This window comes from Sphingomonas sp. (genome assembly GCF_041661825.1).
In the GTDB taxonomy this organism is placed as follows: Bacteria; Pseudomonadota; Alphaproteobacteria; order Sphingomonadales; family Sphingomonadaceae; genus Sphingomonas.
On the sequence record NZ_JBAZTU010000002.1, the window covers coordinates 553,548 to 579,333 of the forward strand.

At 65.5% G+C, this 25,786-nt stretch carries 27 protein-coding genes; 8 read left to right on the forward strand and 19 right to left on the reverse strand.

Features of this window, described 5'->3' with window-relative positions; genetic code table 11:
• Positions 1 to 17: 17 nt before the first annotated feature.
• Genes WC729_RS09790 through WC729_RS09800 form a run of 3 tightly spaced genes read right to left on the reverse strand, consistent with a single transcriptional unit; the run spans position 18 to position 1,469 of the window.
• On the reverse strand, positions 18 to 467 hold the full coding sequence (locus WC729_RS09790; protein ID WP_372852068.1) for a hypothetical protein: 450 nt from the start codon (positions 465 to 467) through the stop codon (positions 18 to 20).
• Entirely contained in the window at positions 464 to 1,219 is a 756-nt protein-coding gene (locus WC729_RS09795) for an A24 family peptidase (protein ID WP_372852070.1), read from the reverse strand. Before WC729_RS09795 ends, WC729_RS09790 begins: the two co-directional genes overlap by 4 nt.
• On the reverse strand, positions 1,212 to 1,469 hold the full coding sequence (locus tag WC729_RS09800; protein WP_372852072.1) for a hypothetical protein: 258 nt from the start codon (positions 1,467 to 1,469) through the stop codon (positions 1,212 to 1,214). Before WC729_RS09800 ends, WC729_RS09795 begins: the two co-directional genes overlap by 8 nt.
• 120 nt (positions 1,470 to 1,589) lie before the next feature.
• Here WC729_RS09800 and WC729_RS09805 point away from each other — a divergent pair, with 120 nt between their 5' ends.
• Entirely contained in the window at positions 1,590 to 1,994 is a 405-nt protein-coding gene (locus WC729_RS09805) for an acyl-CoA thioesterase (RefSeq protein WP_372852074.1), read from the forward strand.
• A 102-nt stretch (positions 1,995 to 2,096) separates the two neighbouring features.
• Positions 2,097 to 3,284, forward strand: a complete 1,188-nt coding sequence (locus WC729_RS09810) for an acetyl-CoA C-acyltransferase (RefSeq protein WP_372852076.1) — start codon at positions 2,097 to 2,099, stop codon at positions 3,282 to 3,284.
• Here WC729_RS09810 and WC729_RS09815 read toward each other — a convergent pair.
• The 5 genes from WC729_RS09815 to WC729_RS09835 all read right to left on the reverse strand — a co-directional run bounded on the left by WC729_RS09815 (position 3,281) and on the right by WC729_RS09835 (position 9,941).
• Positions 3,281 to 4,258 carry a hypothetical protein gene (locus WC729_RS09815; protein ID WP_372852078.1) on the reverse strand — a complete coding sequence of 326 codons (978 nt, stop codon included), beginning with the start codon at positions 4,256 to 4,258 and terminating at the stop codon, positions 3,281 to 3,283. The genes WC729_RS09810 and WC729_RS09815 overlap by 4 nt on opposite strands.
• A gap of 289 nt (positions 4,259 to 4,547) precedes the next feature.
• Positions 4,548 to 5,300, reverse strand: coding sequence for a class I SAM-dependent methyltransferase (locus WC729_RS09820; protein ID WP_372852080.1), 753 nt, complete (start codon positions 5,298 to 5,300; stop codon positions 4,548 to 4,550).
• 358 nt (positions 5,301 to 5,658) lie between these two features.
• Positions 5,659 to 8,520, reverse strand: coding sequence for a CHAT domain-containing protein (locus WC729_RS09825; protein WP_372852082.1), 2,862 nt, complete (start codon positions 8,518 to 8,520; stop codon positions 5,659 to 5,661).
• Positions 8,521 to 8,984: 464 nt separating this feature from the next.
• Complete coding sequence (locus tag WC729_RS09830; RefSeq protein WP_372852084.1) at positions 8,985 to 9,440, reverse strand: GNAT family N-acetyltransferase; 456 nt, start codon at positions 9,438 to 9,440, stop codon at positions 8,985 to 8,987.
• 9 nt (positions 9,441 to 9,449) lie between these two features.
• The gene (locus WC729_RS09835; protein WP_372852087.1) at positions 9,450 to 9,941 is read right to left on the reverse strand and encodes an SH3 domain-containing protein; all 492 of its coding nucleotides are present in this window, start codon (positions 9,939 to 9,941) and stop codon (positions 9,450 to 9,452) included.
• Between the two features lie 107 nt (positions 9,942 to 10,048).
• Here WC729_RS09835 and WC729_RS09840 point away from each other — a divergent pair, with 107 nt between their 5' ends.
• On the forward strand, positions 10,049 to 11,047 hold the full coding sequence (locus WC729_RS09840) for a 2-hydroxyacid dehydrogenase (protein ID WP_372852089.1): 999 nt from the start codon (positions 10,049 to 10,051) through the stop codon (positions 11,045 to 11,047).
• Positions 11,048 to 11,050: 3 nt separating this feature from the next.
• Here WC729_RS09840 and WC729_RS09845 read toward each other — a convergent pair whose 3' ends face one another.
• Positions 11,051 to 11,902 (reverse strand): ABC transporter permease, encoded by an 852-nt coding sequence (locus WC729_RS09845; RefSeq protein ID WP_372852091.1) that lies wholly within the window; start codon positions 11,900 to 11,902, stop codon positions 11,051 to 11,053.
• Between the two features lie 63 nt (positions 11,903 to 11,965).
• On the opposite strand from WC729_RS09845, the gene WC729_RS09850 reads away from it, so the two are divergent.
• The 3 genes from WC729_RS09850 (at position 11,966) to WC729_RS09860 (ending at position 16,123) form a co-directional block, all read left to right on the forward strand.
• Positions 11,966 to 12,670 carry a GcrA family cell cycle regulator gene (locus WC729_RS09850; protein WP_372852093.1) on the forward strand — a complete coding sequence of 235 codons (705 nt, stop codon included), beginning with the start codon at positions 11,966 to 11,968 and terminating at the stop codon, positions 12,668 to 12,670.
• Between the two features lie 102 nt (positions 12,671 to 12,772).
• Positions 12,773 to 14,752: a DNA topoisomerase IV subunit B gene (gene parE / locus WC729_RS09855; protein WP_372852095.1), complete on the forward strand. Its 1,980-nt coding sequence runs from the start codon at positions 12,773 to 12,775 to the stop codon at positions 14,750 to 14,752.
• Positions 14,753 to 14,812: 60 nt separating this feature from the next.
• Positions 14,813 to 16,123 (forward strand): serine hydrolase, encoded by a 1,311-nt coding sequence (locus WC729_RS09860; protein WP_372852096.1) that lies wholly within the window; start codon positions 14,813 to 14,815, stop codon positions 16,121 to 16,123.
• Here WC729_RS09860 and WC729_RS09865 read toward each other — a convergent pair.
• The 5 genes from WC729_RS09865 to WC729_RS09885 are packed head-to-tail and all read right to left on the reverse strand — an operon-like array spanning position 16,120 to position 19,304.
• Entirely contained in the window at positions 16,120 to 16,389 is a 270-nt protein-coding gene (locus tag WC729_RS09865) for a hypothetical protein (protein WP_372852098.1), read from the reverse strand. The genes WC729_RS09860 and WC729_RS09865 overlap by 4 nt on opposite strands.
• On the reverse strand, positions 16,386 to 16,964 hold the full coding sequence (locus tag WC729_RS09870) for a GNAT family N-acetyltransferase (protein WP_372852100.1): 579 nt from the start codon (positions 16,962 to 16,964) through the stop codon (positions 16,386 to 16,388). Before WC729_RS09870 ends, WC729_RS09865 begins: the two co-directional genes overlap by 4 nt.
• Positions 16,916 to 17,707, reverse strand: a complete 792-nt coding sequence (locus WC729_RS09875; protein WP_372852102.1) for a LysR family transcriptional regulator — start codon at positions 17,705 to 17,707, stop codon at positions 16,916 to 16,918. The genes WC729_RS09870 and WC729_RS09875 overlap by 49 nt, the downstream gene beginning before the upstream one ends.
• Positions 17,704 to 18,102, reverse strand: coding sequence for a Co2+/Mg2+ efflux protein ApaG (apaG, locus tag WC729_RS09880; RefSeq protein WP_372852104.1), 399 nt, complete (start codon positions 18,100 to 18,102; stop codon positions 17,704 to 17,706). The genes WC729_RS09875 and apaG overlap by 4 nt, the downstream gene beginning before the upstream one ends.
• Entirely contained in the window at positions 18,099 to 19,304 is a 1,206-nt protein-coding gene (locus WC729_RS09885) for a PLP-dependent aspartate aminotransferase family protein (RefSeq protein WP_372852106.1), read from the reverse strand. The genes apaG and WC729_RS09885 overlap by 4 nt, the downstream gene beginning before the upstream one ends.
• A gap of 83 nt (positions 19,305 to 19,387) precedes the next feature.
• Here WC729_RS09885 and WC729_RS09890 point away from each other — a divergent pair, with 83 nt between their 5' ends.
• Entirely contained in the window at positions 19,388 to 20,677 is a 1,290-nt protein-coding gene (locus tag WC729_RS09890; RefSeq protein ID WP_372852107.1) for a phospholipid carrier-dependent glycosyltransferase, read from the forward strand.
• Between the two features lie 70 nt (positions 20,678 to 20,747).
• Complete coding sequence (locus WC729_RS09895) at positions 20,748 to 20,963, forward strand: hypothetical protein (protein ID WP_372852109.1); 216 nt, start codon at positions 20,748 to 20,750, stop codon at positions 20,961 to 20,963.
• An 11-nt stretch (positions 20,964 to 20,974) separates the two neighbouring features.
• On the opposite strand, the gene WC729_RS09900 is transcribed toward WC729_RS09895, so the two are convergent.
• The 5 genes from WC729_RS09900 to WC729_RS09920 all read right to left on the reverse strand — a co-directional run bounded on the left by WC729_RS09900 (position 20,975) and on the right by WC729_RS09920 (position 25,762).
• The gene (locus WC729_RS09900; RefSeq protein WP_372852111.1) at positions 20,975 to 22,078 is read right to left on the reverse strand and encodes a glycosyltransferase family 2 protein; all 1,104 of its coding nucleotides are present in this window, start codon (positions 22,076 to 22,078) and stop codon (positions 20,975 to 20,977) included.
• Complete coding sequence (gene leuB, locus WC729_RS09905) at positions 22,075 to 23,115, reverse strand: 3-isopropylmalate dehydrogenase (RefSeq protein WP_372853296.1); 1,041 nt, start codon at positions 23,113 to 23,115, stop codon at positions 22,075 to 22,077. The genes WC729_RS09900 and leuB overlap by 4 nt, the downstream gene beginning before the upstream one ends.
• 119 nt (positions 23,116 to 23,234) lie before the next feature.
• Positions 23,235 to 23,861 carry a DNA repair protein RecO gene (locus tag WC729_RS09910; protein ID WP_372852113.1) on the reverse strand — a complete coding sequence of 209 codons (627 nt, stop codon included), beginning with the start codon at positions 23,859 to 23,861 and terminating at the stop codon, positions 23,235 to 23,237.
• A 36-nt stretch (positions 23,862 to 23,897) separates the two neighbouring features.
• Entirely contained in the window at positions 23,898 to 24,809 is a 912-nt protein-coding gene (locus WC729_RS09915) for a GNAT family N-acetyltransferase (protein WP_372852115.1), read from the reverse strand.
• Positions 24,806 to 25,762 (reverse strand): polysaccharide deacetylase, encoded by a 957-nt coding sequence (locus WC729_RS09920; protein ID WP_372852117.1) that lies wholly within the window; start codon positions 25,760 to 25,762, stop codon positions 24,806 to 24,808. Before WC729_RS09920 ends, WC729_RS09915 begins: the two co-directional genes overlap by 4 nt.
• Positions 25,763 to 25,786 lie beyond the last annotated feature (24 nt).

The following is a 25,786-nucleotide window of genomic DNA, read 5'->3' on the forward strand; positions in this document are numbered from 1 at the left end:
CCGCCATTCGGCGTGGCCTATGCAGCGCAGCCAACCAGCCCGGCCACCGGCACGATGAAGCTATCCTGACCGGTCCGGTCGATCCTGAGCGTCGCCTCCGGCACCGCGGCGCCGTCCTTCAGGTCGCCGCGCGTCACGATCGACATGGTCAGCACCGCCGTGACGTCGCCCGCCTGATATTGAGTCGTGCCGGCAAAGCCGAAGCCGCCCGCGTCATGCTGCTCGGTGCGCGGCAGGTCAGTCAAGGTGCCGCCGATCGACAGGCGGATCTGCGCTGGATCGGCGCCCGCCATCGCGACCAGCGCGCGGCTGCCGGTCGCGGTCCACAGGAACGCAGCGCAGCCCGTCGCCGGCATGGCCTGAGTCGGGATCGCGCCGATCGGCAGGCCGTCGATCGAGGCCGGCGGCGGAGTCTGGGCGGAAGCGGCGCCGGCGAACAGCAACGGCAGGATCGCGAAAAACCTCATCCCGCCCATCCTAACAGGAACAACCATGCCGGGTAAGCGGCGATCGCAAGCAGCGCGCCGAACGGCATGCGGTCGTCGAGCTTCGCGGCCCGCCCGCGCACCATCCCGACCATCACGAAAGCGAGACCGGTGAGCGCCGCGAGCAGCAGCACCGCCGGCAGCATCCGCCATCCGAGCCACAGCCCGATCGCGCCCAGCAGCTTGGGATCGCCCCCGCCCAGCCCTTCCCGGCCGCGGAGCCGCTTGTAGGCGAAACCGATCAGCCAGAGCGATGCGAAGCCGGCAGCGCCGCCGATCAACCGGTCGGCCAATGACGGCTCGACTCCGGCGACTCCCGCCACCAATCCGCCGAGCGCCAGCGCCAGGGTCAGCGGATCGGGCAACCAGAAATCGGTGACATCCAGCGCGGCAAGCGTGAGCAGCAGCCAGCCGAACACCGATCCCGCCAGAGCTTCCGGGCCCGGCACGACCAGCCCGGCAATCACGCCGATGCCGAGCGCGGCGAGCTCGATCTGCCAGTGCAACGGGTCGATCCGGGCGTCACAACGGCGGCACCGCCCCCGCGCCAGCGCGGCGCTGACCAGCGGGATCAGGTCGCGCGGCCCCAGCACCGCATCGCACCCGTCGCAATGCGACCGGCCCTTCAACACCGACCGGCCCTGCGGCCAGCGGATCACGATCGTGGCGAGGAAGCTGCCGATCACTCCGCCCAGCACCCCCAGCGCGACCGGCCAGAACAACCAGTCAGCCATTGAGCTTCTTGCGGATCAGATAGCGATAGACGCCGAACAGGTTGATCCCGAACAGCACGACATTCTGCGTGCCGAGCGCGAAGTCCTTGGTCAGTACCGATCCGGAGATCCAGGCGACCGATGACGCCAGGAACAGCACGAAGCCCCAGCCCGTCACTTTCCGCCCGAGATCGAGCGAGACCATGGCCGCCGCGATCATCCCGCTGCCCGAGGCGAACCATTTGAGCACGGTGGTGAGCGTGTCTTCCATCGCATGGCGATACCCGCCCCCGGCCCCCGCGTCATGCCCAAGTTGGTGCGCCGAATCTTTACGACGAATGCCCGCGCTTCGCTCTCGCTAAAACTTGCCGTTTACGGTAAGGTAAGCCCCATGCCCGATCCCATTTACGCCTCGCACAGCTATGCCATCGCGATCGATGCAGCCGACATCGATTTCATGGGGCATGTGAACAATGCGAGCTACCTGAAATGGGTCCAGGAAGCCGTGATCAACCATTGGCAGCGTTTCGCACCTGCCGATGCGGTCGCCGGCCACCTCTGGGTCGCGCTGAAGCATGAGATCACCTATCGCAAACCGACCTTTCTCGACGACGACGTGATCGCCACCGTGCTGCTCGAAAAGGTCCAGGGCGCCCGCGCCTTTTACGAAACGATCATCAAGCGCGGCGAGGAAGTGCTCGCCGAGGTCAAGTCGAGCTGGTGCTGCCTCGACGCCGAAACGCTCCGCCCCGCACGGATCGCGCACAACGTGATCGAGCGTTTCTTCAAGGACTGAGCCGCCCTGCAAAACCGCAGTGCCGCCCTGCACGGCGCCGGTTTGTAATCGCCCCCGCAGGCGCCTAGATCGCCGGCATCTTCTCCCAACCGGAGCAACCGCATGTCCGCCGATCCGATCGTCATCCTGTCCTATGCCCGCACCCCGATGGGTAGCTTCCAGGGATCGCTCAGCGGTGCGACCGCGACCGAGCTGGGCGCGACCGCCGTCGGCGGCGCGGTCGAGCGCGCGGGACTTTCGGGCGAGGCTATCGAGCGCATCTATATGGGCTGCGTCCTGCCCGCCGGCCTCGGCCAGGCGCCGGCGCGCCAGGCGGCGCTGAAGGCGGGCCTGCCGAACCATATCGAGGCGACGACGGTCAACAAGATGTGCGGATCGGGCATGCAGGCCGCAATCATGGCGTCCGACGCATTGGCGGCCGGCTCCGCCGACCTGATCGTCGCTGGCGGCATGGAGAGCATGACCAACGCGCCCTACCTCTCGCTGCGGCATCGCGGCGGCGCGCGGATCGGCCATGACCGGCTGATGGATCACATGTATCTCGACGGCCTCGAGGATGCCTATGAGCCCGGCAAGCTGATGGGCAATTTCGCCGAGGATACCGCCGCCGACTATCAGTTCACCCGCGGACAGATGGACGATTTCGCCATCGCCTCGCTCGAGCGCGCGCAAAAGGCGCAGGCTTCGGGCGCGTTCGACCGCGAGATCGTCCCGATCGAGATCGCCGGCCGCAAGGGCCCGACTCAGGTCACCCAGGACGAGCAGCCGGCCAAGGGCGATCCCTCGAAGATCCCGACGCTCAGGCCCGCTTTCTCGAAGGACGGCACGATCACTGCGGCCAATGCCTCGTCCATCTCGGACGGCGCCGCCGCGCTGGTGCTGACACGCGCCTCGGTCGCGGAGAAGCTCGGCCTCGATCCGGTCGCCCGAATCGTCGCGCACGGCGCCCACGCCCATGCCCCGGCGCTGTTCACCACCGCTCCTGTCTTCGCCATGCGCAAGGTCCTGGAAAAGGCCGGCTGGTCCGCTGACGATGTCGACCTGTTCGAGGTCAACGAGGCCTTCGCCGTCGTCGCGATGATCGCAATGCGCGATCTGGGCATCAGCCACGACCGCCTCAACATCCATGGCGGCGCCTGCGCGCTCGGCCATCCGATCGGCGCTTCGGGTGCCCGCGTGCTCGCGACCCTGCTCTCCGCGCTGCAGACGACAGGCGGCAAGCGTGGCGTGGCGTCGCTGTGCATCGGCGGCGGCGAGGCCACCGCAATGGCCGTGGAGTTGATGAACTAATCCCGAACGACGAACGTCGCCATGCCCCCGGCACAATCATAGGCGCTGACGTACAATTCGTTCATCGTCGTCGAGGAGGAGGACGCGATCTCAACCTTGTACTGGGAGCCGTCATATTCGATCGCTTTGATCCAGGATCTGCCACCGTCCCGGCTGAGCATCACCAGGCTCTTCGTCCCTTCAAAGCAGGAATCATGGAGGACGGTCCAGATTTCGATTCCCTGCTTGCCTGATCTGAGCGCCATGCCGAGGATCGGGCATCTTCTATAGGGGTCGGGCAGCGCCGATTTGGCCAGCCTTTCGCCGTCGTGACTTTCGATGATGAAGTTCGTTCCGCCCATATAGTCGGTTCCGAACACCATCTTGTCGCGATACTCGACAAGCGCGGTGTATCCGCCGGTCTGGATGTGGAACCTGTTGGTCAGGCGCCATTTCATATGTTTCAGGCCAGACAGCCCGTTCATCGGCCGGCCGATCCACAATTGCTTCTTGTTATCGCCGTCGGTCAATATCACTGCGTCGATGGTCCGGCAGTACCGCACCATATGGACATGCTTGTTGACGCCCTCCCTTTTGAGGAAATCGCAGACTTCCCACGACGCGCCGTCATCCGTGCTGCAATAGAGGAAGGCGACGCACTGAAATCCGGATTTTCGGTCGACGACGGTCCCATACTCTCCAGCGAACAGTTCCTTGCGCCCCGTTTCGGTGATGCCGTGATCGAACCAAATCCAGCTGTTGGCATGACTGAGTTGCAACGACGGGGAGAAGCTTTTGCCCCTGTCGGCGCTGCGCAGGACAAGCCCTCCCTTCAGCGACACGAAGACCATGCCCGTCGAAGAAACGAACATGGACATTACATCCGATTCGAACACGAACGCCGTGGAGGAACCGTCCGACAGGGAACAGCGCAACTCGGCCGGGGCCGCATCGAAACTGGCATATCTGTTTCCGGATCGATCGACATAGATCATCCTCACACAATCGATCCGGCGAACGTCGCATGACAATTTGCCGGCTAACGCACCCTCTTCTCCCGCCCAGCGATGGTCCGGGATAACCGGTGCAGCGTCCGTAAAGTCGACATAACGGAACAGTCTGAGAGCGTGCCGTATCTCCCACACGATGAAGGATGTGAGCTCAGCCAGCTTGCCGCTCTTCCAGATCGTCCACAGAAAAGGTCCAATGGTCCGGGCAATTCTCGACCATCTTCCTCCGACGATATGAGAGAATATTCTTGATATATTCGCTTGTCGGGGCGCTCTATCCATGCCGTTTCTTCCAGCACACAAGGGCGGTGAACCAGGCGACATGCCGCATAACGGGAAAAAGTCGGAACAAGCCATTGTCGACGCCGGCAAGAAGACCATCGACTTTCCGCACTGCCACGCCCCGGCCCAGCCATCTTCCCAGATAGATCGACGCGATCCGGAAGAAATGAAACTCGCGATGGACGGAGGAAATGAACTTCTCCGCAAGCTTTTCCGCCTGCTTCACCGTGATATAGCCGTAAATGGAATTTACATACGCAATATCGGCCGGTGATCTTGCCGTGTATCTGCGAAACAACCTGTAGAAATTGATGATAGGGCTATACCGCAGATTCTCGATTATCGCGAGAACACCGTCATCCTTCAATATCCTCATATATTGAAGGATGATCACGTCATATTTCATATATTGGATGGTGCTGCGGGAGAATATGACATCGACCGAGCCATCGGCGATCGGCATCTCTTCCGAATTGCACGTGACGAAGAGAAGACTGTGCTGCGCATGATATCTCCCGGCCAACCGCCGGGCGTCGCCTAGCGCAGCCTCTCGCTTGTCCAGACCAATGACCTGAGCACCCTCGAGCGCGAACAGGATGCCGATCTCTCCGGAACCGCATCCGTTATCGAGAACAAGCTTGCCGTTCACATCTCCGACATTGGCAAAGACGAACCGAACGGCATCGCCAAAATAGGGATCCACAAACAGGTCGTGCCGCAGCTGTTCTCTGGAAGCAATCGCCATGAGGCTTACCCCAAAATCGCCTATGGGAGAATATCGCTACCTTGGCGACGACATCCAGGCCCGGCGATTTCATTAAACACTATGAGAATTGACCGTCGCAAATACAGCATTAGTCGCATTACAGGGCGCATACCTGTACTGCGCCCCACGAATCGCCTCGGAAGCACGCATATCTCAAGACTAGTGACCGACTCGTAGAGCTAAGTCATTCTTTGACGGAAGAATTTGACGGACGCCAGAATTTAAACCACGGATTTGGACCTATCCGCGGGACAGTATCTTCAAAGACACCCGCTGGTGTCATGGATCATGACTGTCACCATGCGCGGCAGCCGCGCGGTAGCGTCTGCGGATCTGTCTAGCGCGAGACGATCATGAACGGCGCCCAAAGAGCTGGGTTCGCGGCCCCCGGCAGCTTCTTGTCGCGCATCAGTTTCAGCATCGCCATACGCAGCGCTTCTGGGCCAGAGCGGCCGTTGCGTGCCTCCCGGATCGTTTCGACGGTCAACCGTGCGGAAACATCGTCGCGCACCGGCCAATGGGATGCCAGAATCTGCCGCCCCCCGGCAAACAGGAAGGCGCGCGCAAGCCCGCTATATCCCGCCGCCGACAATTGATCCCCAGACGCCGTGTTGCACGCCGACAGGATGACCCATTCGGCGTCGAGATGGAGCGTCGCCGCTTCCGAGGCGGTCAGCAGCCCATCGCCCGCCGCGCCCGGCACTGTCGCGTCGGGAGCGAGAACCAGCGCCGGCTCGGTCAACATGTCGAATTCGCCAGACACGATGCCGTGAGTCGCGAACACCAGGATGCGCGTGCTCACCTTGGTGGCAGCGCGCAGCTGAGTCTCGGTCGCGTCCACGCCAGTCAGCAAGGTAGTGTGCCGACCACCGATCGCGCGCTCCATCGCGCGCAATTCGGTCTCCGCGCCGGGGAGCGGCGGAAGGTCCGACATCGACGTGGCGAGCCTCGTCGTGCCGGCCGTGACTGTGGCGGTCGTCGATGTTCGTGCCGGCGCACCAATGCCGACGAACCCGTCGCTGGGCATGGGAACGGCGTCTGACCGCCCAAGCGCCGCGATCGCGGGCACCGCGCGCAACGCGACCCGCTCGATCAGCCATGGTGCCCGCGGCCCATGGCCCGTCGGCAACAGGCCCAGCGGTATCGTACTCATCACGTCGTCCGACGCGATCGAGAGCAGGTTGGCCCTGGCCGCCAGTGCTGCCACGTTCGGGGTGAAGATGGCGGCGTACAGGTCGGCGGCGGCGGCACGGTCGAACCCGGTCGAGGCTGCGGAATCGGTCGCCGCTTTGTCCCGCCCCGCCCGGATCGCGCCCGTTGACGGCATCGCCAGACGGACGCGTTCGATCAGGTTACGCACGCCCGTGCGAGACAGGGATGACCGCCCCCAGGCCACCCGATCGCGGCTCACCGCGAAGGTATAGAAGCCGTGATAGGTCGTGACGGGAACGACCAGCACTTCGCCGGGCGCGATTCTTTTCTGGACTGCTGCCAGCGGCCCGGGCGCGGGTCGCAGCAGCTTGTCGAAACCGGGGAAATCGCGCGTCAACGCCGCTTCGATCGAAGCGATCTCGGCATCGATCGGTGTCAGCTTTCCATTGATCTCGGCCACGGCCGTGGCATCGGTGATCTTCGAGAGCCGCTGCCCATCCAGGTCTATCCGCTGACCCAGCAGCTCGCGCCGGCGGTCGAGCCGTTTCGCCGTTTCCGGGTCGCGTGCCGAAAGCTTGGCCAGTGTGGCAAGTGTCGCACGCCCCGCGTCGGACTCGGTCAGCACTTGCGCCAGCATGAAGCCGAATTCGGTATCTCCCGCGAGATAGGCCGCGTCCATCGCCTGGCCGTAGCTTTCGAGGTTGGAGGTGATCGGAACCACCCGGGTTCGGGCGATCTCGAGTTCACGGTTTCGGCGAACGATACTCTCGACGATGGGCCTGATCCGCGCCGATCCGGCCTTCGCATCGCCATTCAGCGCCATCAGCCAGCCAAGTTCGATCTCGGCATAGATCCGCTGGGGATGGCTGGGCGGGCGAACCTTGGCGATGACCTCCAATGCCCGCGTCTGAGTCGCCAGCGCTTCTGCGGCACGCCCGTTCGCGGCGAGCGCGATCGCCTGGGTCCCTTCGAACAGCGCGGTGGCCATCGCCACGGGCTGTTGCAGCCCCCTGGCCGTCGCCACCGCCCTGTCCGCCCGCACGAGCGCGACGTCCGGCCGATCGAGCTGTCGGGCGGCATTGGCCGCCTGGGTGAGCGCTGCCGCCGACGACAGGGCCTGGCCGAATTCCTCGAAATTCTGCGCCGCCGCTGCCGCCAGCGACTCCGTCTCTTCGGGTCGGTCGAGCTGCAGGCTGACCAGGGTCGCGCCCATCAACGCGTCGGCGAGCACCGACTTGTTGGTGCCGTTGGCGGCCAGCATCGCAATGCTGTTGCGATGCACGACCATCGCGTCGATCGGTCGTCCGACCGCCGCCAGCGACGAGGCCAACTGGCTAACCATCTGCGACATCAACGGATGGGCAGCGCCAAGCGGCTGGCCATCGGCGATCAGCCGGCGCAGCAATTGCTCGGAATCGGTCATCCGCTGCAGGCTGTAATAGATGTTCGCCAGATAGACTCCGGCGACCAGTCGCGATGGGTCGGCGGGAGGCCTCGCCCGGGATTGCACGGCAAAGCTGTGTTCGAGCGCCTTCAGTGCAGCGGGAAAATCACTGAGCTTGGTCAGCTCGAGGCCAAGGTCAGCCTCGCTCGTCGCCGCGTCGACCGATTCAGGTCCGTAGGTCTTTGCGTGCAACTCCATCGCCTGCCGATGATAATCGCGCGCCTTCGGCCATTGGCTCTGGCCATCGGCACCGTTGCCGAGCGTGGTGAAAAGTCCAGCGCGCACGATGTCGGCGTCTCGGCTCGTATCGAGCAGCAAAAGCGCCGCCTGCGCTTCGGCAATGGCTTCTTCGGTGCGGCTCAGGCTCAGCAGGGCATCGGCACGTGCGCGCATCGCATTGGCAACCTCGGCTCGGCGTTGCGGCTTCTCGGCCTTGAGCGCGGTCAGGGCGACGGTCCACGCGTCGAACGTCTTTTGAGGATTGGCGATCGCGTCCATCTTGCCCGCGGTCAGAATCAGGGAATCAGCCGGTCTCGCCGTTTGTGCAGACGTTGGCACCGCCACTGCGAGCATCGCAGCAGCCGCGAACAATTTCATCTTCATCTGGCCCCCCAGTTCTCACGCTATTGATGGAAGGACGGAGCGCCCTTGGCAAGCCGCAGGAGCGAGGAAATGACGACGAAGAATTGATCGGATGCAGAGACCGTCACCGCTCGCGCCCAAATTCCCACTCCATTTTCGTCCATTGATTCAACATCGCAAAAAACGCTGCAATCTGGGTCGGGCGAATGCTGCCCGTATATCGCTTCGCTCCTTCTCATGACCCACATCTGTTGGAAGATGCCGGGTCCCTGTTCTTCCGTCGCGCCTCCCTGTTCCGGCGAAAACCCTCCCTGTTAATTGGGTTTCCCTCCCTGTTATCGAATAACAGGGAGGACCCTCATCAAGCCGTTGATATATCTTTGAAATATCGTACCAAAATAGCCGAAACAGGGAGGATATTTTTCTCTCCCTGTTTCTTCCCTGTTACGCGCCCGGAACTGGGAGAATCCGTCGTCGATCGCTGCCTACAGGTCCAGCCGGTAGTAACGGCTGAAATCGGTGTCGACATAGTCGGCGAATGGCCCGCAAGGCGCGAACCCGGCCCGCTCGTACAGTGCCCGTGCCGGCGCGAAGGGGGCGTTGTTGCCCGTCTCCAGGCTCAGCCTCTTATAGCCTCGCGCCCTGCCCTCGGCGATCAGGTGGTCGAGCATGGCAGCCGCCACCCCCTTGCGCAGATGCGCCGGCGCGGTCCGCATCGATTTCAGCTCGCCATGATCGTCATCGAGGCGCTTCAAGGCGCCGAGGCCGAGCAAATCCTCACCGTCCCAGGCCGACCACAAGGTGACAGCCGGATCGCGCAGGCCCGTCAGGTCGAGCGCGAAGACGCTGCCGGGCGGCGAATTCTCGAAGGCGGATCGCAAATGGAATTCGAGCAGGGCGATGACATCGGGGTGAGTCAGGTCGTCGCGAACGATGCGCATGGTCGAAGATCAGCTCAGCGTCTCGTCCGCCGTCACGCCCCAGAGACGGTTCGCCTCGACATACCCCCCCTGCCCGCGCACGTCGAAATAGCACCAGCCCCGCGCGCATTTGCTCAGCCGGCCGACCACCCCCGGCTCGACCCGCCAGACCACCCGGCCACCATAACGCGGCGAATCGCGCAGCTCGGCGATAGTGCCCATTACCAGCCCGGTACGGGTGTCGCTGATCAGCGTGCCCATCATCCAGCCCTGCGTGCCGCTCGGGTCCTCGATCTTGATCCAGGCGCCGCGATCATAGATGTCGATCACCTTCACCGGCAGATCGGCGCGCTGATACAGCCAGCTCGCCGGATAGGTCTTGCCCGGGCCGGTACGCATCCGCGCCTTGCCGGCCACGATCGAGGCGAAATAGGGCGTCTTCTTCTGGACCAGAGCGGCGAGCGCCGGTGCGACCGCTGACGCGGCCAGGCTGGCCGCGGTTGCCGCAAGCACGATACTCATCCCGAAACGCATATTTGGTCTTCCCCTGATCGGGATTCGTTTACCCTGTTCGGCGTGCGTGCTTCAACCAAGTTGACGAGGGCAAAAGCCTTCGCCAAGCCGGATTCATGCCCGAAATGAGACGCGTCCCGAACCCGAAGGTAAACGTCACCCGCGAGCTCGCCGATATGGTGATGGAGCGGATGGAGCAGCTGTTCGACACGACGAACAACCGCGGCGACTTGCCGATGGACCGTGCGCGGCTGGCCGAAGCGATGGCGGATTGCGACGTGTTCGTGCCGACCGTCACCGATTCGATCGATGCGGCACTGATCGAGGGCGCGGGCGAGCGGCTGAAGCTGATCGCCAATTTCGGCGCGGGCGTAAACCATATCGACCTGAAGGCGGCGCGGGCACGCGGCATCGTCGTCACCAACACGCCGGGCGTGCTGACCGAGGATACCGCCGACATCACCATGGCACTGATCCTCTCGGTGCCACGCCGCCTCGCCGAGGGCGAGCGGCTGGTGCGCGACGGCCTCTGGAAAGGCTGGGCGCCGAGCGGGATGCTCGGGCATCGCATCGGCGGCAAGGCGCTGGGCATTGCGGGCATGGGCCGGATCGGCCGCGCCGTCGCCAAGCGCGCGCAGGCCTTCGGCCTGTCGATCCACTATCACAACCGCCATCGCCTGCCCGAATCGGTCGAGGCCGAGTTCGGTGCGATCTGGCACGACATGCTCGACGGCATGCTCGAAGCGATCGACATCCTGACGATCCACACGCCGCGCAACGCCGATAGCGAGAATATGATCGACGCGCGGCGGCTCGGGCTGATGCGCCCCACCGCCTGCATCGTGAACACCGCCCGCGGCGGCATCGTCGACGAGGATGCGCTGATCGACGCCCTGCAACATGGCCGGCTGGCTGGCGCGGGCCTCGACGTGTGGAAGTTCGAGCCGGAGATCGATCCGCGCATGCTCGCGCTGCCCAATGTCATGCTGATCCCGCACATGGGCTCAGCGACCTATGAGGGCCGCATGGCGATGGGCGAAAAGGTCATCGCCAATATCCGCATGTGGGCCGACGGCCACCGGCCGCCCGACCAGGTGCTGGAGGGCTGGGTCTAGGCCCTAATTCTTGAGTTTCCAGCCGCTCCGCAGCAGCCGGTAGCAGAGAATCCCGAGCGCGACGTCGAGCGCCAGGATGATGATGCTGCCGAGCAGTACCGGCGAGTCGGCCGTACCGAGGAAGCCGTAGCGGAAGCCCGAGATGATGTAGAAGAACGGGTTCACATGGCTGAACACGCGGAACGCCGGGGCGAGATGATCGACCGAGTAGAAGGTGCCCGAGAGCAGGGTCAGCGGCGCGATGAAGAAGTTCTGCACCGCGGCGGCATGATCGAACTTCTCCGCCCAGATCGACGTCAGGATGCCGATCAGCGCCAGGAACACCGATCCGAGCAGCCCGAACCACAGGATCGCAATCGGGTGCAGCGGGAAGACATGGACGCCCGGCCACAACAGCATCGCGAGAAACACTGCCCCGCCGACGCAGAAGGCGCGGGTCACGGCGCCGCCCACCATTGCGGCGAGCAGTTCCGAGGTCGACAGCGGCGGCATCAGGTAATCGACGATCGTGCCCTGGATCTTGCCGACCAGCAGAGAGAAGCTCGCATTGGCGAACGAATTCTGCAGCATGCCCATCACGATCAGGCCCGGCGCGATGAAATCGGCGAAGGGAACATCGACTCCGCCGACATGAACCGGGCGTTTTCCGCCCGTCGCAACGGTGAAAATGATCAAAAACAGCAGCGTCGTGATCGCCGGCGCCCATACCGTTTGAAGCTGCACCTTGAAGAAACGGCGCACCTCCTTGATATAGAGCGTTCGAAGACCGCCCCAATTGACGTTTCTGATCACGGGAACGCCGGGGGCGTTCATCACCGCCGACTGGATTTCGCCGATTGGGGGCTGGCTGCTCATTGCGGACGCGCTAATAGCTGCCGCCGCCGCCCGCAACCCGGCAATGCGACTTGAGGAATAAAGATGGCCTGGACCGACGAGCGAATCGATACACTGAGGAAGATGTGGGAAGCTGGCCAGACCGCCAGCCAGATTGCGGAAGAACTGGGCGGTGTCAGCCGCAACGCCGTGATCGGCAAGGCGCATCGCCTTGGCCTGCAGTCGCGCCCGTCGCCCGTGAAGCCGAACGAGCCGGACAAGGCGGCCGCAGCAGCGGCCGCCGCCAACGCGGCACCGGCGGAACCCAGGCCCATCCCGCCCAAGGCCCCGGAGCGCGCGCCCGCACCTGCGCCGATCGTGGCCAAGGCCCCGGTCGAGGTCGACGAAGAGGATGACGACGATGATATCGACGGCGATGTCGCGGTCGTCGCGGCGCCCCCCGCGCCGCCCCAGCCCATCATGCGCTCGGTCGGCCCCGGCGGCTTCCTGCGCCAGGCTCCGGGCGAGCAGCAGGCCCCGATCACCCCGGCCCCGCCGCGGCGCCTCGTGCCGGCCAAGCCATCGGCCGACATGGCGGGCAAGACAACCCTGCTCGATCTCAACGACAAGATCTGCAAATGGCCGCTCGGCCATCCCGGCGAGCCCGATTTCCACTTCTGCGGCGACAAGGTGAACCCGGGCTTCCCCTATTGCGTCGCGCATTGCGGCCACGCCTATCAGGCGCAGCTCCCGCGCCGCGATCGCCGCCCCCCGCCGCCCCTGCCGTTCGGCGGCCCGCGGGTTCGCTGATTCAACTCCCTCTCCCCCTTGTGGGAGAGGGAGGGCGCCATCCTTCTCCCGCCGAGAGAAGGATTCTTGCGCTCCTGACTCACCGGACCCTATAGCTCTTCCATGGCCGAAGACCTTTTCGCTTCCTCATCCAAGACGACCACCGACTACGACGCCTCCTCGATCGAGGTGCTGGAGGGGCTCGAGCCCGTCCGGCGGCGTCCCGGCATGTATATCGGCGGCACCGACGAACGCGCGCTGCACCACCTCGCCGCCGAAGTGCTCGACAATGCGATGGACGAAGCCGTTGCAGGGCACGCGACGCGGATCGAGGTCACGCTCGAACCGGGCAACCGGCTGACCATCGTCGATAACGGCCGCGGCATGCCGGTGGATCCGCACCCGAAGTTCCCGGACAAGTCCGCGCTCGAAGTGATCATGTCGATGCTGCATTCGGGCGGCAAGTTCGACGGCAAGGCCTATGCCACCTCGGGCGGCCTGCACGGCGTCGGCGTCAGTGTGGTCAACGCCCTTTCCTCCGACACGACGGTCGAGGTCGCCCGCAACCGCGAGTTGTTCCGCCAGCGCTTCTCGCGCGGCATCACGCTCGGCCCACTCGAATCGCTCGGCGGCACGCCCAACCGGCGCGGCACCTCGGTCAGCTTTGTCCCCGATGAGGAGATTTTCGGGCCGGAGATGCACTTCAAGCCGGCCCGGCTCTACAAGCTGGCGCGCTCCAAGGCCTATCTGTTTGCCGGCGTCGAGATCCGCTGGAAATGCGCGCCCGAGCTGGTCAGCGACGATACGCCGCCCGAAGCCGTCTTCCAGTTCCCCGGTGGCCTTGCCGACCATCTGCGCGAACAGATCAACGGGCGCGAATGCGCGACGGCGGACTTTTTCACCGGCAACCAGGAATTTGCCGACTCGAAGGGCCGGGTCGAATGGGCGGTCGCCTGGCCGCTCTGGAGCGATGGCAGCTACAGCTGGTACTGCAACACCATCCCGACCCCCGATGGCGGCACGCACGAAGCGGGGCTTCGCGCGGCGCTGGTCAAGGGCATCCGCGGCTTCGGCGACCTGGTCGGGCAAAAGAAAGCCAAGGAGATCGCGCCTGAGGACGTGATGACCGGCAGCGAGCTGATGCTCTCGGTCTTCATCCGCGAGCCGCAATTCCAGAGCCAGACCAAGGACCGGCTGACTTCGCCCGAGGCGGCCGTGCTCGTCGAGAAGGCCGTGCGCGACCATTTCGACCATTATCTCAGCAACAATATGGAGCGCGGCAAGGCACTGCTCGGTTATGTGCTGGAGCGAATGGACGAGCGCCTGCGCCGCAAGCAGGAGCGCGAGGTCAAGCGCAAGACCGCGACCAGCGCGCGGAAGCTGCGTCTGCCCGGCAAGCTCACCGATTGCTCGGCCGACGACCCCAAGGGCACCGAGATCTTCATCGTCGAGGGCGATTCGGCCGGTGGCTCGGCCAAGCAGGCGCGCGACCGCAAGACCCAGGCGATCCTGCCGATCCGCGGCAAGATCCTGAACGTCGCCTCCGCCACATCGGCCAAGATCCTCGCCAATCTCGAGATCGCGGACCTGATCCAGGCGCTGGGCTGCGGCACGCGCAAGGACTGTGTGCCCGACAATCTGCGCTACGAACGCATCGTCATCATGACCGACGCTGACGTTGACGGCGCGCACATCGCGACCCTGTTGATGACCTTCTTCTTCCAGGAGATGCCGGAGCTCGTCCGGCGCGGGCACCTCTACCTCGCCCAGCCGCCGCTCTACCGCCTGACCGCCGGCACCAAGAGCCTCTACGCAATGGACGATGCGCACCGCGCGTCGATCGAGGCGAACGAGTTCAAGGGCAAGAAAGTCGATGTCGCGCGCTTCAAGGGTCTCGGCGAGATGAACCCGATGCAGCTGCGCGAAACGACGATGGATCCGAAGACGCGCGGCATGCTCCGCATCACCCTGCCCCAGGAATATGAGGAGCGCGCGGTGGTGAAGGATCTGGTCGACCGGCTGATGGGCAACAACCCGGCGCACCGTTTCGCCTTCATCCAGGAGAATGCGGCGCGGATGGACGAGGCCGCGATCGACGCCTGATTCAACATCGGCGTGGTTTGGGCTCTATGGGCCAGCAAGATATTCCGCAGGAGACTCGCCATGTCACGATTGATCGCCTGTGTCCTTTTGCTCGTCGTCTCCCCAGCTGCCGCGCAAACGCCATCGCCAACGCCATCCGCGCAGCAGACTGTCGCTGATCCGTCGCTCGAGGCGCGGGCGAAGGATGTCGCCGCGTTCCTGGCGGGCAAGGGCGACTATGACACTCTTTTCTCGCCGGCGTTCCGGGCCCAGGTGCCCAGGGCGCAATTCGATGCGGTCACCGCGCAACTCACGACAGCGTCCGGCGGCGTGACGGGCATCGAAAAACTGACTCCGGTCACGGCCTTCGGTGGGACACTGGCGATGGGTTTCGAGCGCGGAGTCGTGACGATGCAGGTCGCCGTTGATCCCACCGCGCCGCACCAGATCACCGGGTTGCGTATCACTGGTACGAGTGCGCGTGAGGCGTCGCTTGACGCAGTCGTCGCCAGCCTCGCGGCGCTGCCCGGGACCACAGCCTTCACCCTGACGCGACTCGGCGGTGCGGCTCCGGCCATCATCGCATCGCGCGAGGTGGATCGACCCTTCGCGATCGGATCGGCGTTCAAGCTCGTTATCCTTGCCGAATTGGTACGAGGCGTCGCGGCGGGCGAGCGACATTGGGACGATGTCGTGACGCTCGATGGCGCACCCCTCCCCGGCGGCCTCTATGCCGGCAAGCCGGCAGGCACCAAGGCCACGCTGCGCGAGATTGCCGAGCGGATGATCTCGGTCAGCGACAACAGCGCGACCGACATCCTGCTCGCCACGCTCGGCCGCGAGAAGATCGAGGCGATGCTGCCGGTGGTCGGCTTCACCGCCGGGCACAACCGGCCGTTTCTTGGCACTCTGGAGGCCTTCAAGCTGAAGAGCGGCGCACTCGGCACGCGCTACGCCGCGCTCGACGAGAAGGATCGGCGTGCGCTACTCGACGGCGAGGTTAAGGCGATGCCGATCTCGGAGATCCGGGGCGACCTGTTCGCGCTCGGCAAACCGATGGCGATCGACACGATCGAATGGTTCGCGAGCCCCGCAGACCTGGCACGCACGATGGACTGGCTGCGGCGCCATACCGAAGACGGCCCGGCGGCCGAAGCACGCGCCATCCTGGCGAAGAATTCCGGCATCGGCCCGGCGGCAAGCGCCTGGAACTATGTCGGTTTCAAGGGCGGATCGGAGCCGGGGGTCATCAACATGACCTTCCTGCTGCAGGCGAAAGGCGGCATCTGGTACGCGCTGTCCGGAAGCTGGAACAACCCGGCCGCCGCGGTCAATGAGGGCCGCTTCGCTGCGCTGATGCGCCGGGCCATCGAACTCACGCCGACGAACTAGGCCTTGGAATCCGAGCTCTTCATGCGCTGCTGGTGATAGCGCGTGCGAAGGGCGATCGCGGCCAGCATGTTCAGCACGCCGAGCGCCAGCGCCGCCAGCGGGATGGCGGAGGGCATCTGCGGCGCCCATTTGCTGCGGATGATCGCCAGCACCGCCCCCAGAAGCGCGAAGGCGACGCCGGTATAGCGCAGTGGCTTGGCCACCCCCTGCAGCTCACGGCGATAGGCGGCGCGCTGAGCGGGGTCGTTCAGGTCGGGCTTGGTCATGACTGTTTCCACTCCTCCGCGAGCAGGCCCCAGATCAGGCTGTCGCGGACACCGATATGCGTTTCCCACTCCCCGCGCAGCCGACCTTCGAGCGTGAAGCCGAGCCGGGTGAGCAAGGCGTTGGAGGCTTTGTTGTCCGGGTCGGTATCGGCGAAGACGCGGCGCTGGCCCGAGGCGAAGAGATGGCCGATCAGCGCCGACACCGCCTCGCGCGCGATGCCGCTGCCCCAGGCGGCGCGTTCGAGCACATAGCCGATCTCGCTGACCTTGCCCTGGCGCTTCTCGCCCGTCGCGACATAGCCGATGGCGCGGTCGTCGCCCTTGCGGGTGATCGCCCAGGCATGCCAGCCCGACCAGAGCTCGCCAGGCGCGAAGTTCTCCCGAACCTCTTCGACCGTGGCGAAGGGCGCGCGCGACCACCAGGTCATCAAGTCGGCATCGGAGAGCGTCGGGAAGAGCGACTCAGCATCGCCGGCCGTGCGCTCGCGCAGGCGCAGCCGTTCGGTCTCGATGACCGGAAGCTCGCTCACGCCGTCAGTGCGTCGACCAGCGCCCGCACCTTCTTCTGACGCCATTGCGGCAGCGGGGCGACGATCCAGTAGCCGAGTGCCGACGGCCGCGCGTCGCCGATGATGACGACCCGGCCCGATGCGAGGTCGGCGGCGGCCAGCAGTTCGGGCACGGTCGCGCGGCCGAGACCCTGCGCTGCGGCGTCGATCGCGAGACCTGCATCGCCGACCCGCACGAGCGAGACATCGGGATCGTTGAGACAGCCCGGCCAGGAGATGCGCGTGTCGATGCCGCCACCGGGGCGCTCGATCGTCACCATGCCCTCGGATTCGAGCGCCTCGCCTTCATGCTCGCCCGGCCCGTCGCCCCAGCGGATCGCAAGATCGAGGTTCGCTTCGGTGAAGTCGATATCGTCGTCGGCGGAGACCAGCACGAAGCGCAGCTCGCCGTCGGCGCGCGCGATCTCGGCGAGGCGCGGCATCAGCCATTTCTCGGTCAGATCGCGCGGTGCGGCGATGGTCAGCGACTTGGAGGTCTGGCCCGCCTGCATCGCACGGACGGCCTCCTCGAACTGGAGGAAGCCGTGACGGAGCGCGGCAAGGCCCGCCTCGCCCTCCGGCGTCAGTTCGAGACCCTTGGTAGTGCGGCGGAACAGGACGACGCCGAGCGTATCCTCCAGCGCGCGGATCTGCTGACCGACCGCGGCCGGCGTGACAGCGAGTTCGTCGGCGGCGCGGGTGAAGGACAGATGCCGCGCCGCGGCGTCGAGCACGCGCAGGCCGTTGAGCGGGAGATGAGTCCGCTTCACGCCCCCACCGCCGGCGCCAGCAGCGCGAATTTGGGGATGTCGACGTCGAACGCCGAGCCGTCTTCGCCGAGCATGTGATAGCTGCCCTGCATCGATCCGGTTGGAGTCGCCAGCGGGCAACCCGAGACATAGTCGAAGCTGCCGCCCGGGAGGATCAGCGGCTGCTCGCCGACCACGCCCTCGCCCTCGACCGTGTGGCGCGCACCGCGACCGTCAGTGATGATCCAGTGACGGGTGAGCAACTGCACCGCCATCTCGCCCTCATTCTCCAGCCGGACATGATAGGCCCAGAACCAGCGGCCGCGGCCGGGCTCCGACTGTTCGGGGAGATAGCTGACCGAAACGCGTACGATGACGCCACGCGTTTCCGCGACATTGGGGAAGAGCGCCTTCACAACCCCACCGCCCGGAGCGCGCCGTCGAGATCCTCGATCACGTCCTCCGGATCCTCCAGGCCGACATTGAGGCGAAGCATGCCCTCGGTGACGCCCATCTCCAGCCTCTTCTCCTCGGCCACGCCCGAATGGGTGGTCGAGGCAGGATGCGTCATCAGCGAGCGCGAGTCGCCGATATTGTTCGAGATATCTACCAGAGTGAGCGCATCGAGCAGGCCGTGTGCCTGCTCGCGCCCTTCGACCTCGAAGGCGAAAATCGGGCCGCACGCGTCCATCTGCGCCATGGCGAGATTGTGCTGCGGATGGCTCGGCAGGCCGGGATGGAGGATGCGCGGCACGCGGCTTTCGAGGAAGGAGCCGACCTTCAGGCTGTTCTCGCTCTGGCGGCGGATACGCAGGTCGAGCGTCTCCAGTCCCTTGAGTACCACCCAGGCATTGAACGCACTGAGCGTCGGGCCGGTGTTGCGCGTGAAGGGCAACAGCGTGTTGTTGATGAAATCCTCGGTCCCGCACACGGCACCGGCGAGCACGCGGCCCTGCCCGTCCATCATCTTCGTCGCCGAATAAGCGGTGACATCCGCGCCGAACTCCAGCGGCCGTTGCAGCGCCGGCGTGGCGAACGCGTTGTCGACGACGCTGAGGATACCGTTGTTCCGGGCAATGTCGCACACCGCCTTCAGGTCGACCACGTCCATGGTCGGATTGGCGGGCGTCTCGAAGAAAAACAGCTTCGTCTCGGGCCGCACCGCATCGGCGAATTGCTGCGGATCGCGCGCATCGACGATCGTCACGCCGATGCCGAACTTGGGCAGCAGGGTGTCGGTGAGCCAGCGGCACGAGCCGAAGGCGGCACGCCCTGCGACGATATGGTCGCCGGTCTGGAGCTGGCAGAGCAGCACCGCGGTCATCGCCGCCATGCCGGTCGCCATCGAACGGCACGCCTCGGCGCCCTCTAGCAGCGCGATCCGCTCCTCGAGCATCTGCACCGTCGGGTTCTGCAGGCGCGAATAGGTCATGCCGACCTGGTCGCCCGCGAAGCGCGCCGCGGCATCACCGGCGCAGTCATAGGCATAGCCCGAGGTCAGGAAGAGCGCTTCCGACGTCTCGCCCCATTCGGAGCGCGCGGTGCCGCCACGCACGGCCTGGGTGGCGGGGCGCCAGTTGCTGGTGATCGAGCGGTCTTGTCCGGTATGGCGTTTCATGCGGGACGCTTTGCCGGGACGGATTGCCCTGCGTCAATGGCCGACTCTTGAAAGGGCGCCGCCGAAGTGGGAATGGCACGGTAATGACCGCCGAGTCGCCGCCCCGCCCGTACCGCGCCGCCGCGATCATCGGCCTCGTCGCGCAATTGCTGTTCAGCTTCCGACTCACCACGCCGCACAAGCTGGTGTTCGACGAAACGCATTATGTGGCGGCGGCGCGCGTGCTGATGGAGATGAGCGGCCCGTCGAACATCGAGCATCCCCTGCTGGGCAAGGAACTGATCGCGCTCGGCATGCTGATCTTCGGCGACAACAGCCTGGGCTGGCGGATCATGTCGACCTTCGCGGCAACCGCCGTCGTGCTCGGCATCTTCGCGATCCTGTGGCATTTGTTCCGCCGCGTGCGGACGGCGACGATCGGCGCGATCTGCGTGCTGCTCAACATCACCGTGTTCATCCAGGCGCGGATCGGCATGCTCGACGGCTTCATGGCGGCTTTCGTCGTCACGGGGATTGCCGCCCTGCTCTGGGCGATGCGTGCGCCGCCCGGCAAGACATGGCGGCGCTGGCTGCTCGGCGCGGCGCTGCTCGGCCTGGCGGTGGGCACGAAATGGGCAGCGGTGCCCTATATCGCCTATGCGGCGATCGCCCTTGTCACGGTCCGGCTGATCGACGGGCGTGCGCGCAAACGGTCGATCTACGCCGCGCTCAACCCCGGCGACCAAAATTATTGGCCCGGCCTTCCCGTGGTGCCCGCGCTGTTCGCGCTCGGCGTGGTGAGCGTCGCGGTCTACAGTCTGACTTTCCTCCCCGCCTTTTTCTACACGCAGTTTCCGCTGACCGCTGGCGATTTCATCCAGTTCCAGGCGCGGATGTACGCATCGCAAACCCAGGTCCTGCCGCCGCATACCTATCAGTCGAGCTGGCCGACCTGGCCACTGATGATCCGGCCGATCTGGTATCTCTACGAACCGGTCGACGGAGCGGTGCGGGGGATTTTCATGGTCGGCAATCCCGCGATCCTGTGGGGCGGGCTGATTGCGGTGGCGGCGTGCCTCTATGCGTGGATGCGCGACGGATCGGGGCGGATGCTGGCCGTCGCGATGCTGTGGATCGCTTCCTACGCGGTCTGGGCCGCCATCCCGAAGTCGCTCGGTTTCTTCTATTATTATTACCTGTCGAGCATCTTCCTGGCCCTGCCGCTCGCCGCTGCATCCGACCGGTTCGCCAAGGGGCGTTATGCGCATTGGGACGAGGCGTTCCTGGTCCTCGCCTTTTGCCTGTTCGCCTATTTCTACCCGATCATCTCGGCGATGCCGCTGAGTAACCCACAAGATTTCAGGCATTGGATGTGGTTCCCGACCTGGCCCTGAGAGCCAGTCAGCAAGCGTTCAGCGGCCCAGCTACAGCTTGGCGTCAGCGAATCCGGTGAGGGAGCACCCGATGCGGGCGATAGTGGCGATCGGCATGGTGGCGATGCTGTGCAGCTGCTCGACCTTCGACAGGCCGAACGAGCCGCCCTATCCGCCGAGGGAAGCATCGACCCGCAAGCCGCCACGCGAACCGAAAGTGGAGCGCTGGACGCAACAGCAGCGCGATTGCGAGGTCGGCGATCGGAAGGATCAGCGTCGCTGCATCATGCCCTACCCGGATGAATAGGGCGCCCGCGCCTAATAGCGTCCCCACGTAAACCGCGAGGACAGCGCGTAATTCCACACCGCGCCGACCATGATTCCGGCTAGCGCCGAGAACGCCCAGGTGTCCGACTGTGCGTCATAGAGGAACGCCGCGACGCCGACATTGGCGATCGCGCCGACCGAGCAGACCACGCAGAACGACACCCAACCCTCGAACAGCTGCTTGGCGCCCTTCAAGCGCCCGTCGCGATAGGTCAGCGCGTTGTTGAGGAAGAAGTTGAAGGTCATTGCGACGATGGTCGCGATGATCGTCGAGACGAGGAAACCGAACTCGAGTTCCTTGAACAACGGCCCGAGCACGAGGAAATGAACGCCCGCGCCGAGCGCTCCGATCGCCGCGAACATGGCAAAACGCACCGGCACGACCCGACCGAACATCCGGTCATAGATCGCGATCAGATATTCCATCGCGACGACGTGATCGAGCTTGCTCTCGCCCTCAGTGCGCAGCCGGAAAGTGTAGGGCACTTCCTCGAATTTCAGCGGTCGCGGATTGGACGTCATGATGTCGAGCAGGATCTTGAAGCCGATCGCCGAGAGATGCGGCACGGCGTCGCGCACGAGCTGGGTGCGGATCATGAAGAAGCCGCTCATCGGGTCGTTGAGATCGGCCTTCAATATCTGGCGTGAAAGCTTTGTTGCGAAGGCGGATTTCGCGACGCGGTCATGATCCCAGTCGCCGGTCCCGCCGCCTTCGACGAAGCGGGAGCCGATCACGAGATCCAGGCTCTCGTCCTGCAGCAGCCGGTCGAGCATCGCCGGCAGGATCGTCTCATCATGCTGCATGTCGCCGTCGATCACCGCGACGATCGGCGCGGCAGTGGCGCACATGCCTTCGATACAGGCCGAGGAGAGGCCTCGCCGGCCGATGCGCTGAACCACGCGGACGCGCCGGTCGATCCGCGCGATCTGGCGCGCCACGCCCGCGGTACCGTCCGGGCTGTTGTCGTCGACAAAGATCGCTTCCCACTCGTGACCCTGGAGCGCGGCATCGAGCTTGGCGATGAGCAGCGGCACGTTGCCCGCCTCGTTGAAGGTCGGGATGACGATCGCGAGGTCGAGCAACGGTGCGGTCATGCAAGCGCCGCCAACACGGCGTCGGCCATACCGCGGGTCGAGAGCGTCCCGCCGAGATCGGCCGTGCGCGCACCATTCGCCAGCGCGGTTGCGACCGCCGCCTCGATCCGGTCGGCGGGCTCGGGCATATTCAGCGAGAAGCGGAGCATCATCGCAGCGGACAGGATCGCGGCCGCCGGATTGGCCTTGCCCTGCCCTGCGATGTCGGGCGCGCTGCCGTGGATCGGCTCGTACAGGCCCTTGCCGTTCGCATCGAGCGCCGCGGACGGCAGCAGACCGATCGAGCCGACGCACATGCTCGCCAGATCGGACAGGATGTCGCCGAAGAGATTGCCCGTCACGATCACGTCGAACTGGCCGGGATCGCGCACCAGTTGCATTGCCGCATTGTCCACCAACATGTGCGTCAGGGTGACGTCCGGATATTGCGCCGATGTTTCGATCACGACATCCCGCCACAATTGCGACGTCTCCAGCACGTTCGCCTTGTCGATCGAGCAGAGCTTGCCGCGCCGGCGCTGCGCCGCCTGGAAACCGGCATGCGCGATGCGCGAGACCTCGCTCTCGTCATAGCTCATCACGTCATAGCCTTCGCGCAGGCCCGCGGGCGTGGTGCGCATGGCCTTTTCGCCGAAATAGACGTCGCCGTTGAGCTCGCGCAGGATCAACAGGTCGATTGTCCGCGCGATCTCGGGGCGGAGCGAGGACGCGTCCTCAAGGCCCGGGAAAAGCTTGGCCGGGCGCAAATTGGCGAAGAGCGTCAGTTCCTTGCGCAAGCCGAGGATCGCCTGTTCGGGGCGAAGGCCGCGTTCGAGATTGTCGCAGGTCGGATCGCCGACCGAACCGAACAGGATGGCGTCGGCGCGCTTCGCGAGATGGAGCGTCTCGGGCGGCAGCGGATGGCCGGTCGTGTGATAGGCGATGCCGCCGACGAGCCCCTCCTCGAACGACAGGCCGAGATCAAGTGCCTCGAGCACGCGGCGTGCCTCTGCGGTGACTTCGGGGCCGATGCCGTCTCCGGGCAGGATTGCGATCAGGGGCACGAGGACTCCGTTCGGGCTGGGCGTGTCGAAGCTCCGTTCTTCTTCGACAGCGGACAGGATGGCCCTTGTTCAGGACGAACGGAGTCAGCCGCCCTTTGCCGCCCGGGCGCGGCTCACGCAACCGCCCTTTTCAGCCGGTCGATCAGCCGCGCTCGCGCTGCGAGCGTTTCGGCGCGGCGATCGGTGAGGATATCGCTTTCCAGCGCCTCTCCGGTGAGGCGGAGCGCGGCGAGGATATCGGGCCAGTCCGCTTCGCCGCCGGTGCGCAGGATATCCGGCAGGCGATCGGGTTCGAGGCCGTAGCCGAGCTCGGCGAGCAGCAGCAGTTCGTACCGGGCAAGCGCCACCGCCCAGCCGCGCGCGGCGGGTGCTGCCTCGATCGCGCCGATCACGCCGTCCAGCGCGCCGTGAAGGCGCGGATAGGGTTGCGCCTCGGGCAAGGCGGTTGCGGTCAGCGCCGTGACCCATTCGAGCGCCGCGGCGGGGAGCGGTTCGGCGAAGAGCGGGGCGCGGCTGTGGATCAGCTCGACGGTGAGGCCGGCAAGCTGATCCTCGGTGCGGGCGCGCCATTCGCCGAGGATGAGGTTCGCCGGCTGCAGGATCGGGCGGATGTGGCGCGAGCGGCCGCCGCGGACATATCCGGGTTGCAGACCATGTTCGGCGGTGAGCGCACGGACGATTGCGCCGTGCTCGCCATGCTGGCGGATCGCGAGGACCAGGGCTTCGGCGCGGAGATGCATTGACTGCCCTTAGCGCTCTCCCGCTGGAAAAGTGAATCAGGAGCGCCGGATCTTCTTGGCGAGCTGCTGCAGGCCGAGCTTCTCGACGGTGCGTTTGCCGAAGGCGGCCGTGCGGTCGAACGTGCCGAGTGCCATGGTCGTGAGGCGGTTTGCCAGGCTCGCGCGGAGGAGGAGCATGTCGAGGCAGTCGACGCCGCCGGTGGAGAACTGGCGCTTGTGCTGGCCGTCCCCTTCCGTGAAGTCGAAGCGGCTGAGCCCGGCGCCGAACAGGTCGCGCATCGCCTCCAGGTGAAGCACGCCGCCCGGGGAGAGATCGGAAAAGGCGGGGTCGTGCCCGACATGGTCGTAGCGGACGACGCCGGCATTGATCGGGCAGTAGAGATAGGCCGCGGGTTCGCCGGCGATGTAGAGCAGCCAGCCGCGCACCGAATCCGCCGCCGCCAGCTGGTACATCGAGCGGAGGAAGGCCGAATCGTCGGGCAGGCCGTCGCCGAGCAGCTTCTCCTGATAGGTGCGCATCGAGATGCGCCGCGCGACGTCGTGGAACGCCGTCATCTCGTCTGGCGTGCGAAAGCGGCGGATGTCGAGCTGACCGCCCGAGACGGTCGCGACCTTCTTCGCCTTGCGCTTCAGGCTCGAGCGCGCGTTGGACGACATGGTGTCGAGCCAGGCGTCGTAGCTGGTCGTGAGGTCGGTATAGCGGCGGGTGTAGCGCTGCCGCACGAAGGCGATCATGCCGCCGGCGGCGAAGGCCATCGCCTCCAGCCGATCTTCGGGTAGCGAGGTGATCTGGTAGCCGTGGGCGCTGCGATCGAGCGGCGGCAGGACGGGCAGCCGCCCCTCCAGCGCTTCATCGAGCGTCAGCGGGACGCGGACGAGCTGGCGCTGGATCGAGGCGAGCGTGCGCGCGCCGATCTGGAAACGGAGCGGCATCGGGACCGCGTTCATGCCGCGCGCTCCTCGACCATGTTCGACCAGAGCTGCTCGGCCTGGCGCCAGCGGGTGCGCAGCGAGTTGGGGCCAAGCGGGGCATCGGCGCGGCCGAGGCGCAAGGCCGGGCGGTCGGCGAAATGGGTGGTGGGGAGCAGCTCGGCCCATTCGGCGAGCAGCGAGCACAGCGCCTCGAAGCGACGGACATGGACGGCGTTGGCGCGGGTGCCGGCGCGGTTGGCGAGCTCGAAGCCGTGGCTGACGATCGTCACCGCGGCGTGATCCTCCATCGCGGCATGCTCGAGCGCGGCGCGCTGCTCGCCGGCCGACAGGGCGCAGATCTGGAAGTTGCGCAGTGCCCCCGGGCGATCCTCGATCAGCGTCACCGGCACCTCGGTCAGTCCCTCGCGCTCGACCGGCGCGATGTGCGTCGGCGGCAGTCCGATGGCGCTGGGCCAGGGATGCTCGGCGCCGTTGTGGCTGCTGTCGTACGCGAAGCCAAGCCGGGCCAGCGCACGGAGCGTGTCGTCGTTCGCGCTGTAGCTGCCGGCGCGGAAGGCGATCGGGTCCGGGGCGCCTGCCGCGATCAGCAATTCCGTGGCGCCGGCGATCAGATCGTGCTGCTCGTTCTCCGAATAGTCGATCATCTCGAACCGGCCGAAGCTCGCGCCGCCGTCATCCTTTTTGGCGCCGGTCCAGTGCGGGTGGAGGTGGAGCTGCACCTCCTGCCCCGCATCGAGGATCGTGCCGACCACCCGCCGCGTCGGTTCGAGCCCGAAGATCAGCGCGGGCATCGGATCGACGAAGAAGCACGCCTTGAGCCCGTGCCGCGCGAGCATCTCGAGCTGATAGGTCACGCCGACCCCGGCGGGCTCCATCGAGCGATCGTAGATCGCGGCGCGGTCGAGCCCGTCGATATGGTGGCGCCACATCAGCTCGGTATCGACAGTGAGGAAGACGGGCGTAGGCATCGCCGCCGACTTCTAAGGGGCGCA

Excerpts from the sequence above, each read along its gene's own strand:
- WC729_RS09790 (WP_372852068.1), bottom strand. The coding sequence starts at position 467 with ATGAGGTTTTTCGCGATCCTGCCGTTGCTGTTCGCCGGCGCCGCTTCC.
- WC729_RS09795 (WP_372852070.1), bottom strand. The coding sequence starts at position 1,219 with ATGGCTGACTGGTTGTTCTGGCCGGTCGCGCTGGGGGTGCTGGGCGGA.
- WC729_RS09800 (WP_372852072.1), bottom strand. The coding sequence starts at position 1,469 with ATGGAAGACACGCTCACCACCGTGCTCAAATGGTTCGCCTCGGGCAGC.
- WC729_RS09805 (WP_372852074.1), top strand. The coding sequence starts at position 1,590 with ATGCCCGATCCCATTTACGCCTCGCACAGCTATGCCATCGCGATCGAT.
- WC729_RS09810 (WP_372852076.1), top strand. The coding sequence starts at position 2,097 with ATGTCCGCCGATCCGATCGTCATCCTGTCCTATGCCCGCACCCCGATG.
- WC729_RS09815 (WP_372852078.1), bottom strand. The coding sequence starts at position 4,258 with ATGATCTATGTCGATCGATCCGGAAACAGATATGCCAGTTTCGATGCG.
- WC729_RS09820 (WP_372852080.1), bottom strand. The coding sequence starts at position 5,300 with ATGGCGATTGCTTCCAGAGAACAGCTGCGGCACGACCTGTTTGTGGAT.
- WC729_RS09825 (WP_372852082.1), bottom strand. The coding sequence starts at position 8,520 with ATGAAGATGAAATTGTTCGCGGCTGCTGCGATGCTCGCAGTGGCGGTG.
- WC729_RS09830 (WP_372852084.1), bottom strand. The coding sequence starts at position 9,440 with ATGCGCATCGTTCGCGACGACCTGACTCACCCCGATGTCATCGCCCTG.
- WC729_RS09835 (WP_372852087.1), bottom strand. The coding sequence starts at position 9,941 with ATGAGTATCGTGCTTGCGGCAACCGCGGCCAGCCTGGCCGCGTCAGCG.
- WC729_RS09840 (WP_372852089.1), top strand. The coding sequence starts at position 10,049 with ATGCCCGAAATGAGACGCGTCCCGAACCCGAAGGTAAACGTCACCCGC.
- WC729_RS09845 (WP_372852091.1), bottom strand. The coding sequence starts at position 11,902 with ATGAGCAGCCAGCCCCCAATCGGCGAAATCCAGTCGGCGGTGATGAAC.
- WC729_RS09850 (WP_372852093.1), top strand. The coding sequence starts at position 11,966 with ATGGCCTGGACCGACGAGCGAATCGATACACTGAGGAAGATGTGGGAA.
- parE (WP_372852095.1), top strand. The coding sequence starts at position 12,773 with ATGGCCGAAGACCTTTTCGCTTCCTCATCCAAGACGACCACCGACTAC.
- WC729_RS09860 (WP_372852096.1), top strand. The coding sequence starts at position 14,813 with ATGTCACGATTGATCGCCTGTGTCCTTTTGCTCGTCGTCTCCCCAGCT.
- WC729_RS09865 (WP_372852098.1), bottom strand. The coding sequence starts at position 16,389 with ATGACCAAGCCCGACCTGAACGACCCCGCTCAGCGCGCCGCCTATCGC.
- WC729_RS09870 (WP_372852100.1), bottom strand. The coding sequence starts at position 16,964 with ATGGCGTCAGAAGAAGGTGCGGGCGCTGGTCGACGCACTGACGGCGTG.
- WC729_RS09885 (WP_372852106.1), bottom strand. The coding sequence starts at position 19,304 with ATGAAACGCCATACCGGACAAGACCGCTCGATCACCAGCAACTGGCGC.
- WC729_RS09890 (WP_372852107.1), top strand. The coding sequence starts at position 19,388 with ATGACCGCCGAGTCGCCGCCCCGCCCGTACCGCGCCGCCGCGATCATC.
- WC729_RS09895 (WP_372852109.1), top strand. The coding sequence starts at position 20,748 with ATGCGGGCGATAGTGGCGATCGGCATGGTGGCGATGCTGTGCAGCTGC.
- WC729_RS09900 (WP_372852111.1), bottom strand. The coding sequence starts at position 22,078 with ATGACCGCACCGTTGCTCGACCTCGCGATCGTCATCCCGACCTTCAAC.
- WC729_RS09910 (WP_372852113.1), bottom strand. The coding sequence starts at position 23,861 with ATGCATCTCCGCGCCGAAGCCCTGGTCCTCGCGATCCGCCAGCATGGC.
- WC729_RS09915 (WP_372852115.1), bottom strand. The coding sequence starts at position 24,809 with ATGAACGCGGTCCCGATGCCGCTCCGTTTCCAGATCGGCGCGCGCACG.
- WC729_RS09920 (WP_372852117.1), bottom strand. The coding sequence starts at position 25,762 with ATGCCTACGCCCGTCTTCCTCACTGTCGATACCGAGCTGATGTGGCGC.